This window comes from Cupriavidus sp. GW822-FHT02D05 (assembly GCF_058802485.1).
Genome location: NZ_JBXAOE010000016.1, coordinates 179957 through 196147, shown reverse-complemented (window position 1 = coordinate 196147; position 16191 = coordinate 179957). Strand labels below are relative to the sequence as shown.

The 16191-nt window shown below is 67.0% G+C and carries 12 protein-coding genes; 4 read left to right on the top strand and 8 right to left on the bottom strand.

What is annotated here, in order from left to right:
• Positions 1 to 4: 4 nt before the first annotated feature.
• From AC1RQK_RS22150 to AC1RQK_RS22120, 7 genes are all read right to left on the bottom strand, one after another.
• The gene (locus tag AC1RQK_RS22150; protein WP_492811160.1) at positions 5 to 1198 is read right to left on the bottom strand and encodes a glycosyltransferase; all 1194 of its coding nucleotides are present in this window, start codon (positions 1196 to 1198) and stop codon (positions 5 to 7) included.
• Positions 1195 to 2547, bottom strand: coding sequence for a hypothetical protein (locus AC1RQK_RS22145; RefSeq protein ID WP_492811158.1), 1353 nt, complete (start codon positions 2545 to 2547; stop codon positions 1195 to 1197). Before AC1RQK_RS22145 ends, AC1RQK_RS22150 begins: the two co-directional genes overlap by 4 nt.
• Positions 2541 to 3713 carry a glycosyltransferase family 4 protein gene (locus AC1RQK_RS22140; RefSeq protein WP_492371885.1) on the bottom strand — a complete coding sequence of 391 codons (1173 nt, stop codon included), beginning with the start codon at positions 3711 to 3713 and terminating at the stop codon, positions 2541 to 2543. Before AC1RQK_RS22140 ends, AC1RQK_RS22145 begins: the two co-directional genes overlap by 7 nt.
• Positions 3710 to 4753 (bottom strand): glycosyltransferase family 2 protein, encoded by a 1044-nt coding sequence (locus AC1RQK_RS22135; protein WP_492811155.1) that lies wholly within the window; start codon positions 4751 to 4753, stop codon positions 3710 to 3712. Before AC1RQK_RS22135 ends, AC1RQK_RS22140 begins: the two co-directional genes overlap by 4 nt.
• Positions 4750 to 6030 carry a hypothetical protein gene (locus AC1RQK_RS22130; RefSeq protein ID WP_492371887.1) on the bottom strand — a complete coding sequence of 427 codons (1281 nt, stop codon included), beginning with the start codon at positions 6028 to 6030 and terminating at the stop codon, positions 4750 to 4752. The genes AC1RQK_RS22135 and AC1RQK_RS22130 overlap by 4 nt, the downstream gene beginning before the upstream one ends.
• A gap of 63 nt (positions 6031 to 6093) precedes the next feature.
• A complete protein-coding gene (locus AC1RQK_RS22125) occupies positions 6094 to 7281 on the bottom strand; it encodes a glycosyltransferase (protein WP_492811153.1) in 1188 nt (395 codons plus the stop codon).
• Positions 7278 to 8138, bottom strand: coding sequence for a class I SAM-dependent methyltransferase (locus AC1RQK_RS22120; RefSeq protein ID WP_492371889.1), 861 nt, complete (start codon positions 8136 to 8138; stop codon positions 7278 to 7280). The genes AC1RQK_RS22125 and AC1RQK_RS22120 overlap by 4 nt, the downstream gene beginning before the upstream one ends.
• 888 nt (positions 8139 to 9026) lie before the next feature.
• On the opposite strand from AC1RQK_RS22120, the gene AC1RQK_RS22115 reads away from it, so the two are divergent.
• The 4 genes from AC1RQK_RS22115 (at position 9027) to AC1RQK_RS22100 (ending at position 14139) form a co-directional block, all read left to right on the top strand.
• Entirely contained in the window at positions 9027 to 9968 is a 942-nt protein-coding gene (locus AC1RQK_RS22115) for a response regulator transcription factor (protein WP_492811151.1), read from the top strand.
• A 360-nt stretch (positions 9969 to 10328) separates the two neighbouring features.
• Entirely contained in the window at positions 10329 to 11423 is a 1095-nt protein-coding gene (locus AC1RQK_RS22110) for a polysaccharide biosynthesis/export family protein (RefSeq protein WP_492371954.1), read from the top strand.
• A gap of 11 nt (positions 11424 to 11434) precedes the next feature.
• Positions 11435 to 11899, top strand: coding sequence for an arsenate reductase/protein-tyrosine-phosphatase family protein (locus tag AC1RQK_RS22105; protein ID WP_492371891.1), 465 nt, complete (start codon positions 11435 to 11437; stop codon positions 11897 to 11899).
• A complete protein-coding gene (locus tag AC1RQK_RS22100; protein ID WP_492371892.1) occupies positions 11896 to 14139 on the top strand; it encodes a polysaccharide biosynthesis tyrosine autokinase in 2244 nt (747 codons plus the stop codon). The genes AC1RQK_RS22105 and AC1RQK_RS22100 overlap by 4 nt, the downstream gene beginning before the upstream one ends.
• A gap of 84 nt (positions 14140 to 14223) precedes the next feature.
• Here AC1RQK_RS22100 and AC1RQK_RS22095 read toward each other — a convergent pair whose 3' ends face one another.
• The gene (locus AC1RQK_RS22095; RefSeq protein WP_492811148.1) at positions 14224 to 16083 is read right to left on the bottom strand and encodes an alpha/beta fold hydrolase; all 1860 of its coding nucleotides are present in this window, start codon (positions 16081 to 16083) and stop codon (positions 14224 to 14226) included.
• Positions 16084 to 16191: the final 108 nt, after the last annotated feature.

Below are 16191 nucleotides of genomic sequence, written 5' to 3'. Positions count from 1 at the left end.
ACGTTCAGGCGTCCACCGACACGCGATCTTCCACCGAAGCCGCCGCCAGCACCGTGAGATAGATGCTCTCGTACTGGTCGATGGCTTTCTCGGCGGAGAAGTTCCCGGCCCACGCGATCGAGCGCGCGGCCACTTCGGCGCGCCGCGCTTGCGGCCATGCGAGCATCCCGGCCAGCACGTCCGCGCCGCGTTGCGCCCAGCCATCCATGTCACCGCTAGCCAACGGCTCGAGCAGCTGCACCTGGTCGCCGCCGATCTCGGTCATCGGCGCGCGGTTGGTGGTGAGCACCGGCGCGCCGCATGCCATGGCTTCGATGATGGGCCAGCCAAAACCTTCCTCCAGGCTCGGAAACAGCATCACGGCGGCTAGCGAATAGGCTGCCTGCACCGCCTCGGTGGGCAGCCCCGTCAGAAAGCGCACGCTGCCGCCAAGGGGGCTCGCCCGTTCGCCCTGCTCGCGCATTTCCGCGGTGGGATCGCCACCGATCATCCACAGCGCCCGCGGCACGCGGCACCGTTGGCAATAGGCCAGGTAGAGCGCCAGCACGCCTTCGCGGTTCTTGTACCACTGGTTGCCGCCGATATGCACCAGCATGCCTTGCGGATCGGCCGGCACGCCAGCGCGCTGCAGGCAGGCCAGCGCTTCGGTGGTGCCCATCCTGTGGAACGGATAGTTCATTCCGTTGTAGACCACCCACGCGGCCTCGGGCGCGCACGGATGCAGCCGCCGCAGGTCGCGCATGGTCTTGTTGGAGACGGCGATAAACGCCCTTCCCTGCAACAGGCCCCAACGGATCAGCGACTGGTAGGTGTGCCCGCTGGCCGAGAGCCCGTGCTCGGGGAACTCGCCGGCGAGCGTGCGCAGGGCAATGAAATCATGGCAATGCACCACGTGCGGACGATGGCGCAGCAGCGGCATCCAGATGCCCAGCGCATGATCGGCCAGCACCAGCAAGGTGTCCTTGTCGACCTTGCGCAGACGCCATAGCGCGAGCATCGGGAACAGGATGTACTGGTCGATGTAGCCCAGCCATTTACGCAGCCCGCCGCGCGCCGGCAGCCGGCACATCACGGCGGCGGGGGTCCATAGTTCAGCCTGGTGGCCGCGCGCGCGCATGCCGTCGATGATCATCGCGGCAAAGCGGTCCATGCTGTGGCTGCCAAAAAAGGCGGGGTGACCCAACAAGATGATTTTCATGGTGATTGAACGCCAGGGTGATACAAGCGTTGGCTCGCTTGCCGCGTGGCCGCCAGCGTTATGCCGGCAAACACGAAGCCAAGCGCGTTGGCTGTCAGCTGCCCGACTACCGGCCAGGAGGTCAGCCCGAAGATGGCAATGGTCCACATCAGGATGAGAAAAGAGTTGCCGGTGCGCCTGGCCACATGCAATGCGCGCCACATGCCGTTGATGAAGATCAGCGCCTTGAGCAAGATGCTCAGATAGCCGACCAGGCCCATCTCGCCGATGACGCGGCCAGTCTCGGTTTCGCTGATCACGAACAGCAGGCCGGTCTGCAGGAAGTAGTTGGCCAGGTTGCTGCCAAGCCCCAGCCCGCTGCCAAGCAGGCTCTGTTCGGCCGAGACATCGTTGACACCGAAGAACATCGACTCCACCCGGTCGGCGAAGCTCTCCGACTCCGCCGCGGAGCTGAAGCGCTCCAAGGTCGCGTCCACCGCCGAGCTGACAAACAGCACGATGACCACGCTCATGAGGATGGAAACAATGCCCCACGACAACGCCGCCCTGCGCCGCTTTCCCTTGCCGTAGCGCAAGCTTGCCAGCAGCGCGATGCCAAATACGATCGGCAAAAGCAGGATGGCCGAACGCGACCCGCTCACCAGCGAGGCGATGAACAGACTGCCGATGACCGCAAGCGAATGCAGCTTGCCCCGGAGCCCCGGCTTCTGCTCGCCCAGCACGGCCTCCAGCGCGAAGGGGCTGACGATCGCCAGGAACAGGGTGTAGCCCAGCGTGAACGAGAAGGTGCCCGTGGTGCGCACCACGTCGGCCGTCACGCGGAAGACCGTATCCGGATCGCCCTCGATCTGACGATTGAGGAAACTCTCCGGCGACTGAAAATGCTGCACCAGTGCCAGCGGAGCCATGAACAGCAGCATGGCAAGCGCGGCCTTGGAGATGGCTTCCAGGTCCTGCTCCTCGAGCAGCTCGGCCGCGGCGTAGGCAAACCAAAGGTACAGCAGCCAGAAGCGCACGCCGATCAGGAAAATGGGCAGCGAGTTGATGCCCGCAACAAGCTGCAGCAAGCCCCAGAAACAAACAATGGCCGACCACCACAGCAGCATGCGCACGGTGCGCCGCGCCGGGGTAAAGCCTGAATAGCGCACCGCGTGGTACAGCGCATACACCACCATCAGGTCGCGCAGCAGGATCAGCGGCATGGTGAGCGAATCCGAGACCCACTTGCGCGCGGCGCCCTCGAACACGGCAATCACGAAGACCGTGATGAAGATCCGCCCGAACACGGTGACGCGCGCCCGGTGGGCCGGCACGGCAGGTTTTGCATAGGGAAGGGAATGGCTCAGCATAGCGCGCCTACCGTTTCGGCTGCACTCAGGCGATACCTCGCCCAGGTGTACTTCTGCCCGGCGATACGGGCATGGGCACGCGCGCGCTCCAGCTGCGCGCGATCTGTCGCCAGGGCCAGCATGCGTTGGTACAGCGCGTCCGCGCAAAGCGGCACCACCCACCCGGCCTGCGGGAATTCATCGATGATTTCTTTCGCACCAACCCGATCCGAGAGCAGCACCGGCGTGCCGCATGCCAGGGCCTCAGCCACCACCATGCCGAAGGAATCGAAGCGCGACGGCAGCACGAAGCAATCGGCATCGGCAAATACCTGGAACAGCGCCGGCTGCGGCAACGCGCCAAGCTGAAGCACGCCCGGCATGGCAGCGATGCGCCCGCCCAGCTCCTGCTCCACGAGCGCGCCGGCAAGCGCCAGCTCCGCCTCCGGCACCCGCTCCCGCAGCCGCGCGAACGCGTCGAGCAGCAGGTCGATGCCTTTGCCCACGCGCACCGCCCCGGCGAACACAAAGCGCGGGCCGCCGGCGAGCCGCTGGCGGCGGACGTCGTCCGGCAGCGTTGCGCCAAGCAGGATCGTCTTTAGCTTGGCGGGGGGCACGCCGGCGTCGATATAGGTACGCGCGGCAAACTCCGAGCAGGTGATGATGATGTCCGCCAGCGCGATCTCCGCATCTTTTTGCGCATTGATCTGCGCAAGGTAGGTGCGGTCCTCGACCGGCACCATGGCTTCGGCCGCACGATGATGCACGGCGGGCGCCTCCAGCACGCAGCGCGCGCCGATGCGCCGCGCCGCCAGGAAGGTCCGCAGCGCAGAATTCTCGTAAGCGACCACGATATCCGGGCGCACCGCCTCCACCCGGGCGGCCACCCATTGGTCGAACAGATGGAAGATCCGGTGCGCGTAAGCTGCCCCGGAGCGGCCGACATAGCGATTGAGGCCAAGCTTGAGCACACCGGGGAAAAACACCGGGTGCCGCCGCAGCGCCTTGGGGATGGCGACCTCGCGCACCTTGGCGTGATATCCGGCCGGCAGCCACCATGGCGGCGCCTCGCCCGGGGCGCGCACCGGCACGCCGGACCAGTATTGCTTGAGCATGTCGTGCTCATAAAGCGCCTGTGCCATCTGGTGCGAATGCTGCAGGCCGGGATGCGTGACGAGGGCTTTCATGCTTCGCTCCCCCGTGGGGGGCCATCGAGCCTCGCTCCGGCGGACACGGCTTGCGCGGGCGGCCCGGCGCAGCGCGTGGGCCGCCCGGGCGGCTGCATGCGCAGCGTGCCCGCCAGGCGCACGCCCTGCACGAAGCCACCCCAGCCACCCAGCAATTGCCCGGGCAGGCTGCGTGGACGCTTGAGCAGGCTGTGCGCCAGGAAGTAAGCGCCCGGGCAACTGCGCGACCCCACCAGCAGCTGGAACAACACCAGCCGCAGGCGCATCGCGGGCGGTGCATATGCCATCGAGATCGCCGTCATGTTGCAGGTCTCTTCGAAGCAGCGCCTGTGCGCATAGCTCTGGCGCTCGTAGTTGTAGCGCGCGGCCGGATAGTGATCAACGATGGCGCCGGGATCGAGCACCAGGCGCCATCCTGCGTGCCGCAGCATCTGGCACATCCACGTCTCGTTGCCGGGCTGCGCGCCCTGCCCCTGCAGCCGCTCGTCAAAGCGCGCCGTGCCCAGCGCCGCCCGGCGCAGGATCCAGTTGCAGCCCTTGAGCGTTTCCACCGCGCGCGGCGCGCCGCACACCCGATGCGTCTCGCCGATGATCCTGCCCCAGCCGTCGCGATAGCCGGCCAGCGGCAGATCCGGCACGGCCAGTGGCGCGCCATCGGCGCTGCGCACGACATCCCGGCCACCGGCACCGCCCACCGTGGCATCGGCAAAGTGGGGCAGCAAGCAGGCCAGCCAGTCCGCGCGCGGCAGCGCGTCGTCGTCCAGGATCGCGAGCAGCTCGCCGGTTGCGTGCAGCAGGCCGGCATTCATGGCAGCCACCACGCCAGGCTCGGTCACCTTGACTACCTGCAACGCCGGATAGCGAACCTGCGCCGTATTTGCCAGCCACGCCGCCGTGTCGGGATCGTCCGCGCCGCGGCAGACCACGATCAGCTGAACCGGCGCCGGCACGAGCGCGGCGGCAGCCTGCAGGCAGCGCTGGAGCATGTCCGGGCGCCGGTAGGTCGGGACCATCAGCGTAACGCTGGGCACATCGCTCATTGCGTGCTTCCTCCATGGGGGGCAAGGCGCTCGTCGCTTGGCAGCAGGCGCCCGGCACGCACGGCCGCGGCGAGTTCGCAGACGATGGCCGCGGCCAGCCCCGACGACAGCCCGAGCTGGAACCACAGCACGCCATCAAGCGTGGTGAGATCGAGAAAGCGCGGCGCGGCCGCGCACCAGGCCAGCACCACCGGCACCTGCACGAAGGCAAAATGATTCAGGCCACGGTTGGCCAGCAACTGCCAGGCGATGCCGACCACGCTGGCAAAGCCCGCGCCAAGGCAGGCGATCACCAGTTCGGCGCCCAACGATGCGTAGTTCGGCCCCACCAGCCACAGCAGCAACCCCGGCCATGTCACGGCCAGAAGCACCAGCGCGGCGGCAGGCAGGCAAGCCAGCGCCACCCAGCCGGCAAAGCGCCGCAGCACGCCGTCGCGCGCTTGCGCGAAGCGCGGAATCACGTACGCGGCCACCACGGCGCCCACCGGCATCAGCAATTGCCCGATGCGTGACAGCGCGCCCAGCGAGGCCGTTTGCCCGACCGCGCCGTGATAGGCGACGATGGCGAACACCAGTTGCCCCTGGACGCAGTAGAACGCCTCCAGCGGCAATTGCCGCCGCATGATGCGGCCGATGTATTGGCTGTCTTCCGCCTTGCCCGCGCTGCCGGCATGCGCCGCCAGCGGTATCTCACGCGCGATCCAGCGCCGCACGAACGGCACGCGCAGTCCCGCGAACAGCACGTTGACGAGGGTCGCGCCCAACACGCCGAGCAGGCCCAGCGCATAGAGCGCGGACGACAGTACCAGGCGCCCCACGGACAAGCCGGTATCCAGCGCCTGCAGCGCGGGCGCGCGGTTGGCAAACAGCAGCACCTGGTCCACGACGCGCGATTGCATGTCGAAGTACCAGGTCGCCAGCAACAGCGCCAGCAGCAGCACGATCAGGATCACGCTGGCATGGTTGCGATACAGCAGCCACGCGGCGATCGCCAGCACCACCGGCAACAGCCAGGCGGAGAGCTTCCAGCGCTGGCCCATGGCCGCGCAGGCCAGTTCCGCGGCACGCTCCCGGTCCGGCCAGGTCTTGCCCAGCAGCGCGTTCAGGCCAAGCTGGATGCCACCCTTGGTGACGATGGCGATGGCGCCCATGATGAGGCCGACCACGGTGTAGATGGCGTAGTCGCCCACCTCAAGCCAACGGGCCAGCAGCAGGCCGGTGATCGCGCCGATCCCCTGCGAAAGCACCGCATAGACGAGGAATCTGAGCAGCTTCACGGCGCTCCCGCTCCCCGCTCAATGACGCTGTGGCATGACGGCGCGACCATGGCCTCTCCTCCTCTATCCCGCCGCCGCGTGGTGGACAGGCTGCGCAGCCTCGGTCGCGCCATGGATGATGTCCAGCAGCCGCTGTGCGGCCTGTCCGGCATGGAAGCGCCGGGCAAAGGACTGCCGCGCGGCAATGCGCATGCGTGCCTGCTCGGCGGGCTCGGCCTGCAGCCATTGCCGCAGGCAGGCAGCGGCGCCCTGCGCGGTGTCCGGGCCCACCAGCCCGGCGCCGTCGGCGACGATCTCGCGCCAGATGTTGACCTTGTCGGAGATCAGCACCGGCACGCCGCAGCCGAGCGCCTCGGCCACCGCCACGCCGAAATTCTCCTGGTGCGAAGGCAGGCAGAACACCTCGGCCGCGTGAAACGCGCCCCACTTGAGCTCGCCCTTGAGCATGCCGGTCCAGCTCACGCGCGCGGACAGCCCATGCGCGGCAATGCGTTGCTCCAGCATCGCGCGCAGCGCGGTGTCGTGCGGTCCGGCCAGCACCAGATGCAGCGCGGGATGCGCCGCGGCCACGCCGGCGAAGGCGTCGACCAGCAGGTCACAACCCTTCTTCTCGTGGATTCGGCCGAGGAACAGCGCGATGCGCTTGCCGCGCACCTCCGGGAAGGCGCCAAGAAAGGCCTCACGCAACGGCGCGCCGTCCTGCGGCGGCTGCGCCGTGCCGTAGCTTGCCACCACCTCCCGGCACCGGTATGGCCAGAACGCACCGCTGGAGCGCTGCTTCTCCTCGCTGCACGTGAACAGCACGCCGCGCGCATGGCGCAAGACCCAATAGTCCCCCACCAGCCAGTAGAGGCTCTTCTTCAGATGCTTGAGCGGATAGTGGTCGCGAAACCAGGGATCCAGCATGCCGTGCGTGAACACAAAATACGGCACCCGCTTGCCACGCAGCGCCAGCCACACGGCCAGCGCGTGGAACTGCCACAGGCCTTCGACAATGACCGCATCGTACGCTTCGCAATGCGCGCGCAGCCAGGCCACCATGCGCCGGTTGAAGCCGTACTTGAGCGATGACGGCCCCAGCGCGATGACGTCGAGCTCGCTATCGCGCACGCAGGGCGCATCGGGCGCGTCGCCGCAGCACACCTGCACCTGTACGCCGCGCTCACGCAAGGGTGCGCGCAGCTGGCGCACACCCTCGATCGGGCCGCCACCACCCGGATCGATCGACGAGATCACGTGCAGGATCTTCATGGCCGGGCTCCGGGGGCCGCCGGTGACGAGTCGCCGGCCGCGGCCTTGCGCGCAATGAAATGAAACCAGTACACGTCGCGCAGGTCCTGGCCTTCGCGCACCGGCTCGCCGTTCAGGTTGCCGAACACCACATCGGTGTGCAGCCCCAGCTCCGCGAGCGCGCGCTTCTGCGCGGCGAACTCGGTATAGACGATCACGATGCCGAACTTGTGGGCGGCGCAAACCCGGATGGCATAGCCATCGAACTCGCGGTTCAGCCGCGAGTGCCGCAGGTAGTTGAAGGTGGCAATCGGCAGGTTGCAGATCACCCGCGCGGTATCGATGCCAACCGCGATAGGGTTGGCCGACAGATGCGGAAGCCGCACGAAGCGCGAGAGAGTCTCGCGATAGCTCGGCCCACGCATGTTGTGCGTGGAGAACAGCATCAGGCCGCCGGGACGCAGCACGCGCGCGAACTCGCGCAGGATGGCGACGCGCCCCGCGTAGTCGACCGCATCGATGCCGTTGAAGCTGAACATCACCAGCGCGAAGCTGTTGTCCGCAAAGCGCGACATGTTGCGCGCATCCATCTGCATCACCCGCACGCCGGGATGATTGCGCTGGCAGATCTCGACCATCTCGGGCATGTAGTCGACTGCCGTATAGTCGTCGCTCAGCGTGCGCAGCAGCGCCACGGTGCGCCCGCCGCCCACGCCAACGTCGAGGATGGGCTGGCCCCGCACTTCGTCCGCCACCCAGGCAATCGCCGCAGCCTCGCCAGGGTCGGTCCAATCGCTGGCGGTGCCGAACCACCGGCGCGCGCCCCAGCTACGCCATGCGTGTTGGTTGATGCGATCCTGCGCCGTGCCTGAAGCCATGACATCCTCGTGAAGATGAGCAACGTTGGACCAAAGCGCAGCCATGCCGCTGGCATGCCTTGCCGGGCGGATGACCGGTCTGCCTGCAGTGAGGATGCCGGCGCGGGATTCAGGTTTCTGTACGTTGCCACACACGGGTCGGGACGCCGGGAACTGGCAGATCGGCGTGCGCTGCGAGGCATCTGCGGGGCCCGCTTCAGGCGCGGCGACGGGGTATCGCCAGCATCGCTTTCCAGCAGCGCAAGGGGGCATCCGGCACCGTGGGCATGCTCGCGTGCCGGCTGCCGCTCTCCCCTCATCCTGATGGCTGAGATAGCTCTCATCCGTTTGTCGCGCGGCGCTCGCCCAAGGCTCATGCCGAAGGCGCAAGTGGATCGCGGACTCCACCTCGGCGCGAGTTTCAAGATTGGTTCGCCACCCGGGCGCGCCACCCGGAAAAGCCATAAATGCGCTAGCAACACCCCTTTTCCGTTGCAGCGGTGAAACTTTATCGACCAATAACTGTTTCAGTCTTGAAACATAATCCCGTCGATTATCCATCACCCGTTCGGGTAACCCGCCATGCGGCCACCATCAAGGCTTTCCGGATGATGAGAACAAACCTCTCCAACCTAATTGGAGCGCCGCCAAAGCAACTTGATTTCGTGCAGATCAGACCATAATATGACCTTAATTCGTTTTAAGACGAATGGCATTTTGGGGTGGGTTCAGGGGGTCAGCCTTCCGGCTCGCGGTCAGTTCCCGGCAATAAGAACGGGCGGTCCGGCTTGGCGGTGGTACGGGGATAAATAGGGGCGGCGCGCGTGGAGCACCACGAGGGTCGCGCAGGTCATTATTCCGCTGCGTTCAACCTGTTTCCTACCGCAATCATACGGGGGGAATAACAACATGAACGCACTGCTCATCGAGGGTCACCCACTGCTGCGTCTCGGGTTGCTGCAAATGCTCGAGCGTATTCATGGCGTCGACCACGTCATCACCGTCGACCCGGCCGACGTCGCCCTGCTGGAAGGCAATCATTGCGACCTGCTCGTGTTCGGCATGCCGGCCGACACCGACGCCGGATGGCATCTGCTCAACAAGGTGCGCTCCGTGCTCTCGGCCGATCGCTTGCTGCTGCTCGCCGATATGATCCCGCTGCAGATTCCGGCGCTCGCCATGGCGCAAGGGATCTGCGGCTGCCTGCCGAAATCCGCTTCGCTGGCGGTGCTGGAAGCTGGCATCCGCCTGGCCATGGTTGGCGGGCAATACGTGCGCGGCCAGAACAACCGCCAAGCTGGCGCGTCAAGCAGCGGATCGCCGGGTCTGTCGGCCGGCAACTATCCAGTAGGTGGACGCATTCCCGTGCTGGCACCGCTGACCGACAGCGCACAGTGCAACCCCGCGGGCATGCGCGTCCACGCCGCGCCATCCTCGCGCGAGTCCCTGGCCGCCGTGTCTCGCCCGGGCGCTGTTCCGGCCGATGCCGGTGGCACCGGCGGGCACAGCGAGACCGCGTACGACGAAGCCGAGATGCTGCAGATCACCCCGAGGCAATATGAGGTCCTGGTGCTGCTGGCGCGCGGACATCCCATCAAGACCGTGAGCCGCATGCTCAATATCTCGGTGGCGACCGTCAAGAGCCATGCCTGCACCCTGTACCAGCGGCTCAAGGTGCGCAACAAGGGCGAGGCGGTCTACGCGGCGCTCCAGCGCGGCGCGTCGCTGGAATGGGTCAGCGGCGACGAGGCCGCGCCGCGCACGGCGGTGCGCAACGCGCCGTCTGCCGGCGCCAGGCCGGCACGCACGGTCGCGGAGTACGGCACGGGCGCTTCCGCCGCGATGCGCTGAGGCGCGCTTGCGGCGCAGCCAACCGGCGGCGGCAGGCGCAAGCCTGCCGCCGTTGTCTTTTATGCGGGGCCGCGGGGCACGCTTTCCCGCATACGTTGTGTGCCTTGCTTGTCCCAAAAGCAAGCCGCCCCCGTTCGCCCTGGCGCCTCGCGCACGCTGGTTCCGGCATCGCAGTGCAATGTGTGAAAGCGCACCGATTGGCCCCCGTCGGCCTCCTAGGATGGGAGCATCGGGGGACTGTCGCAGCGGTTGCGATGTCCCTGTCGCCCAATGCCGGAGGCTGCCGTGAACGAGATCACCGACCATGACGGGCAACACAGGAACGCGCAACGCCAAGGCCGGCCGCTGGCATGCCTTGCCATGCTATGCGCGACCCTGATGCTCGCCGCCTGCGCAAGCTCCCCAGGCATGCACTTCGACCCCAAGGCGCCCGTCGGCGCGGTCGGACCCGATGCCATGCCCAACATCACGCCGATCACGCTGGAGGTGGTGCGCAACCAGCGCACCATGGCGCAACGCGAGGTCGAGAAGCTGGACGAACTCTATGGCAAGCCGCAGCCCTATCTCATCGGCCCGGGCGACATCGTCTCGGTGGTGGTATGGGATCACCCGGAACTGGTCTTCCCCAACCAGACCTACAGCATCGGCGCCGCGTATGAAATCCCCGCGGTGGGCGGCGGCTCCAATGTGCCCGGCTATGTGGTGAGCGCGCAGGGCGATATCCAGTTTCCCTACGCTGGCGTGATGAAGGTCGCCGGCAGGACGGCGAACGACGTGCGCGACCAGATCGCGAAGGTGCTCTCGCGCGTGGTGCGCGATCCCCAGATGACGGTGCGCGTGCTCGCGTTCCGCAGCCAGCGCATCTATGTGGATGGCGAAGTGCGTACGCCTGGCATGCAACCGATCGACGACGCGCCGATGACGCTGATCGAGGCGCTTAACCGTGCGGGTGGCGTGCTCAACCTGACAGGCGACAACAGCCGCATCCGCATCACGCGCGGCGAGCGCAGCTGGCATGTCAACATCCCGGCACTGCTCGCGCGCGGCATCGATCCCTCGCGCATCATGCTCAAGAACGGCGACATCGTGCGCGTGGAACAGCGCGAGGACAGCAAGATCTTCGTCACCGGCGAGGTGGTGCGCCCCACCACCTTGCTGATGCGCAATGGCCGCATGACGCTGAATGAGGCCATTGGCGACGCTGGCGGCGTGAACCCGAACACCGCCAACGCGGAGCAGATCTTCGTGATCCGCAAGGCGGCGGACGGCGAGCCCAAGGTGTATCACCTGGACGGCACGTCGCCCGTGGCGCTGGCCATTGCCGAAGGCTTCGAACTCGAGGCAAAGGACGTGGTGTATGTCGACGCGCGCGAACTGGTGCGCTGGAGCCGCGTGGTCAACCTGCTGCTGCCATCGACGAGCGGTGCGTTCAGCGCCGCCAGCGTGGTCAAGTAAGCGAGGCCGCGATGATCCGCTCGATCCTGGTTGTGTGCATCGGCAATACCTGCCGCAGCCCCATGGCACAGGGCCTGCTGCGCCACGCGCTGCCCGGCTGCACGGTGAGTTCCGCCGGGCTGGCCCCGCTGGAGGGCGCCGCCGCCGATCCGCATACGGTGCGCCTGCTCGAGGAGGACGGCCTCGATCTCTCAGGGCACCGCGCGCGCACCGTGGACGGGGACATGATCAACGGCGCCGACCTGGTGCTGGTGATGGACACGGAACAAAGAGAGGCGCTTGAGCGCCAGTATCCGCAGGCACGCGGCAAGGTCTACCGCCTTTGCGAATTCATGCACGCTGACGTGCCCGACCCCTATGGCTGTTCGCAGAATATGTTCCGGATCGTGCTGGGGCTGATCAAGCAAGGGGTCGATTCATGGTCGGTGCGCATTCGCGCCATTGCACGGGATCAATGTCATGGGGAGGTCGCATGAACACGTTCAATCCAAACGAGGCATTGCCGGTGGGACGCGCTCAGCGGGAAAAATCGATCGACCTGACCGGCTATCTCGACATACTGATGCGCTACCGCTGGACCTTCATCCTGATCGCGGGCACGGTCTTCGCCCTGGGCGCGACCTACGCGTTCTTCACCAAGTCCGTCTACCGTACCGACATCGTGGTGCAAGTGGAGGACACGGGGAGCAGCACCAACAGCAAGCTCGCGGGCAGCGTGGCGCCGGTCTTCGACGTCAAGCCGGCCGCCGCCGCGGAAATCGAGCTGCTGCACTCGCGCATGGTGGTGGGCAAGGCGGTGGAAAGCCTGAAGCTGTTCATTGATGCCAGGCCGAGCTACTTTCCGGTGATCGGCCAGGCGCTGGCACGCTACAACCCTGGCCTGTCGGAACCCGGCCTCTTCGGCTGGGGCGGCTTCGTCTGGGGCGACGAGCGCATTACGGTAGGCCGCCTCGACATGCCAACGCGGCTGGAAGGCACCAGGATGACAGTGACAGCCCTTGACGGCAAACGGTACCGGCTGAAAGTCAAGGGCGAGCAGACCATGGCAACAGGCACCGTCGGCCAGCCGCTGGTCGTGCCAACCTCACGCGGCAACGTCGAGATCCTCGTTACGGAACTGGAAGGCAACCCTGGCGCCAGCTTCAATGTGACGCGGCTGCCTCGGGCCATTGCCATCGCGCAGCTGCAGCAATCGCTGCAGATTGCCGAGCGCGGCAAGTCGAGCGGGGTGATCGGCATCACCCTTGAAGGCCCGGACCCGGACCTGATCGCGGCAACGCTCAACGAGATCGGCAGCGAGTATGTCGACCAGAACGTGCGCCGCAGGGCGGAAGAGGCCGAGAAATCCCTGGCCTTCCTCGACCAGCAGCTTCCGCAGGTCAAGCAGCAGGTGGAAACCGCCGAGACGCGCTATAACGCGCTGCGCAACCAGCGCGGCACGATCGACCTGGGCGAGGAGTCAAAGCTGATCCTCTCGCAATCCGTGCAGATCCAGACACGCCTGCAGGAGCTACGCGCGAAACGCCAGGAACTGGTGACGCGCTTTACCGGCAACCATCCCAGCATCGGCATCATCGACGAGCAGATCGGCAGCCTGAATGCCGCGCTCGCCGGCGTGACCACGCGTATCCAGAAACTGCCCGAAGTGGAGCAAAACGTGCTGCGCCTGCTGCGCGATGTCAAGGTCAGCACCGAGCTTTACCAGTCGCTGCTCAACGACGCCCAGCAACTCAAGCTGACCAAGGCCAGCAAGGTGGGGACCGCGCGCATGGTCGACCCGGCCGAAGTGCCCTTGCAGCCCGTGCGGCCCAACCGGTCGCTGCTGGTGATATTCGCGGCCATGCTTGGCACCGTGGGCGCGCTGATCGTCGTGTGCCTGCGCCACATGCTGGACGGCGGCGTCGCCGAGGCCGACGATATCGAAAACCTGACGGGGTTCACGGTGTACTCCACCATCCCGTTCAGCCCGGAACAGTCGCGCCTGGCCACGCAGGGCAACCCGAAAGCCGCGCTGCTGGCCTGCCGGATGCCTGACGATCCCGCCATGGAGAGCTTGCGCAGCTTCCGCACCGCCTTGCAGTTCTCGCTACTTGGCAACCGCCATCCGGTGGTGCTGGTGACGGGCCCGGCGCCGGGTGTCGGAAAGTCCTTCATCTGCGCCAACTTCGCCGCGGTGCTCGCCGCCGGCGGCAAGCGCGTGGTGCTGATCGACGCCGACCTGCGGCGGGGCAACCTGAACCGGCGCTTCGACACCGACCGTGGCCCCGGCCTGACCGATCTGCTGCAGGGCGCGCCGGTAGAGCCCGCCGTTCGCAGGCAGGTTGTGCCCGGGCTGGATTTCATTCCCACCGGGACGTTGCCCGAGCATCCCGCGGACCTGCTGCTGAGTCCCGCGATGGACGCGCTGCTCAATGCCCTAAAGGCGAACTACGACATCGTGCTGATCGACACGCCGCCAGTGCTGGCCGCCTCGGATACCGGAATCCTCGCTACCAAGGCAGATGCGGTCTTCATGGTGGCCCGTGCGGACTCGACTACCGTGGATGAACTGGAAGCCGCGGGCAGGGCGATCAGGCAGGTGGGTGGGGAAGTAAAGGGCGTGCTGTTCAACGGGTTGAATGTGCAAGGGCGCTGGTATCGGGCGCATTACAACTTCGGCAAGTACCGGTATCTGAACTATCGGTACCAGGACGTGGATACGGTGCAGAGCCGGTAGGGCTGCCGCGCGTAGCGCGCAATCTGAGGCGCCGGGATTCCGGCGCCTCTTTTTTGTCGTGCGCGGCCGGCTTGCCGCCCACGCTCAGGCGCTCGCCGTGCCTGACACCGCATCCGCCAGCGCGCCGGCGCTGTCCTCGTTCGCCTCGCTCGCCTCGCTCACCTCGGCCGGCTCGCCGCGCGCCAGCTGCACCTCGATGTAGCGCACCAGATGCGCCGCCAGCGCGGCGCGGCTGTCAGCAAGAAACAGCGAATGATCGAACGTGGGCAGGGTGCGCACGCGGATGTTGCCCAGGCCCTGCAGCGCTTCGAGGTTGCCGCCAAAGCGGTCCTTGGCTTCTTCCAGCCCGATATCGCTCATCCCGTACAGGAAGTCCGTCTGCACGCCGCGCCGGTCGAGCTCCCGCATGGCGGCCCGCGCGAAGCCGGTCACGGTGGTGGTGTCGCCGCCGCCGCGCCAGCGCGCCATGGAGGCGGCGCCGCGTTGCATCGCGCGCCGCGCGCATCGGCGTGCGAAGCCGGACAGGATCGGCCAGACCTTGACCTGGCCGCGCCACAGCCGCTGCCAGTTCTGCGCGCGGCGCACGGCCGCCACGTAGCCCCGCATGGACTGCACCCGTTCGTTCACGGCGGCGGTGTCGGCATCGTCCCAGCGGAATTTCGCCAGGTTGGCCAGGACCAGGCCGTTGACTCCCGGATTGCGCAACGCCACGTGCAGGCTGATGAACGCGCCCGAGCAAACCCCGGACATGACGATGCGCTTGTACCCCTGCGCGCGCAGCCAGTCGACGGCGGCACTGGCATCGTCGCAGGCGCTCTGCGCGTATACCGCGGGAATGCTCATCTGGCGTGCCGGGGCCGGACTATCGCCCAGCGTAGAGAGATCGAGGCGTAATGCGGTTACGCCGTGCCGAGCCAATTCGCGCGACAAGCTCACAAAGACCCGCCCGTCGCCCACATGGTGGTTGCCGCCGGTATTGGGAAAGAGCACCGCGACATCGCTCGCGCCGCGCCGCGCGGGCTGGCAAAGGATGCCGAACTGGCGCCCGCGATCCAGCCATACCCGTTGCTCGCGCACGCCGTCCACCTCGCATTCCAGCGCAGGACTCTCATTGCCTGGCGCAGGCAGGCCGGGCGCGGCGCCGCGGCGCCTTGCGACGACGGCCGGGCGCACCCAGGCCAGCACCTCTTGCCAGGCGCTCTCAGGCACCTGCGCACACTCGGCGGCTTGCATCATGCCGGGGTACTCGCCAAAGGTGCCCAGCGTGACTTCGGCCCCCGAGCCGCGATAAAGCGTACCCATTTCTGCGACGGGGGAGGTGGCCCCCGGCCAAGCGTCGAGCAGCAGCACGCGCGGCGCGGGGCAGCCCTTGCGGCGGGCCAGGCGCAGGCCTTCGAGCGTCGTCACGGTGTCGGGCTGGAAACGATAGGCCAGCACGTCGAGCGACCCGTTGGTGGGCGGCGTGAGCTCGATGTCGGGGATGACGTTGTTGACCCAACTGGTGTGCAACGCGCGCAGCTCGCGCAGATAGGCGCGCCCGCTCACCACCGGCGCCAGCAGGACCAGGCCGGCCACGGTACCGGGCTCGCGCGCGGCCATTGCCTCGGCGGCGAGCACGGCCAGCGTGGCCCCCAGGCGCAGGCCGCACAGCACGACCCGGCTCACCCCAGCCTGCTCGCGCAGCGTGGTTACCGCGGCCAGGATGCCATGCACACACCAGGCAATATGCTCGCCATCGGCATCGGTGCCGGCGGAGTCACCGGTGCCGGGATAATCGAAGCGCAGCACCGGCAAACCCGCGGCGGCGAGATCTGCGGCCAGGTGGCGAAACGCCCTGTGCGACCACATCGCCTCGTGGCCGTGCGGGTTGCACAGCACCACGCCCGTGGTGCCTGCGGCCTCGTGCAGCCAGCCGGCACAGCCCTCGAACAAGACCGGTTTCATGACCTCTCCCAGCGAGAAATGGGGCGTTGGCCCCAGGCATTGGCGCACGCAGAAACGGGTACGCTTTGCCTTCTGATGTTGTTGGTTCGTGTTCGTGCGCCATGCCCG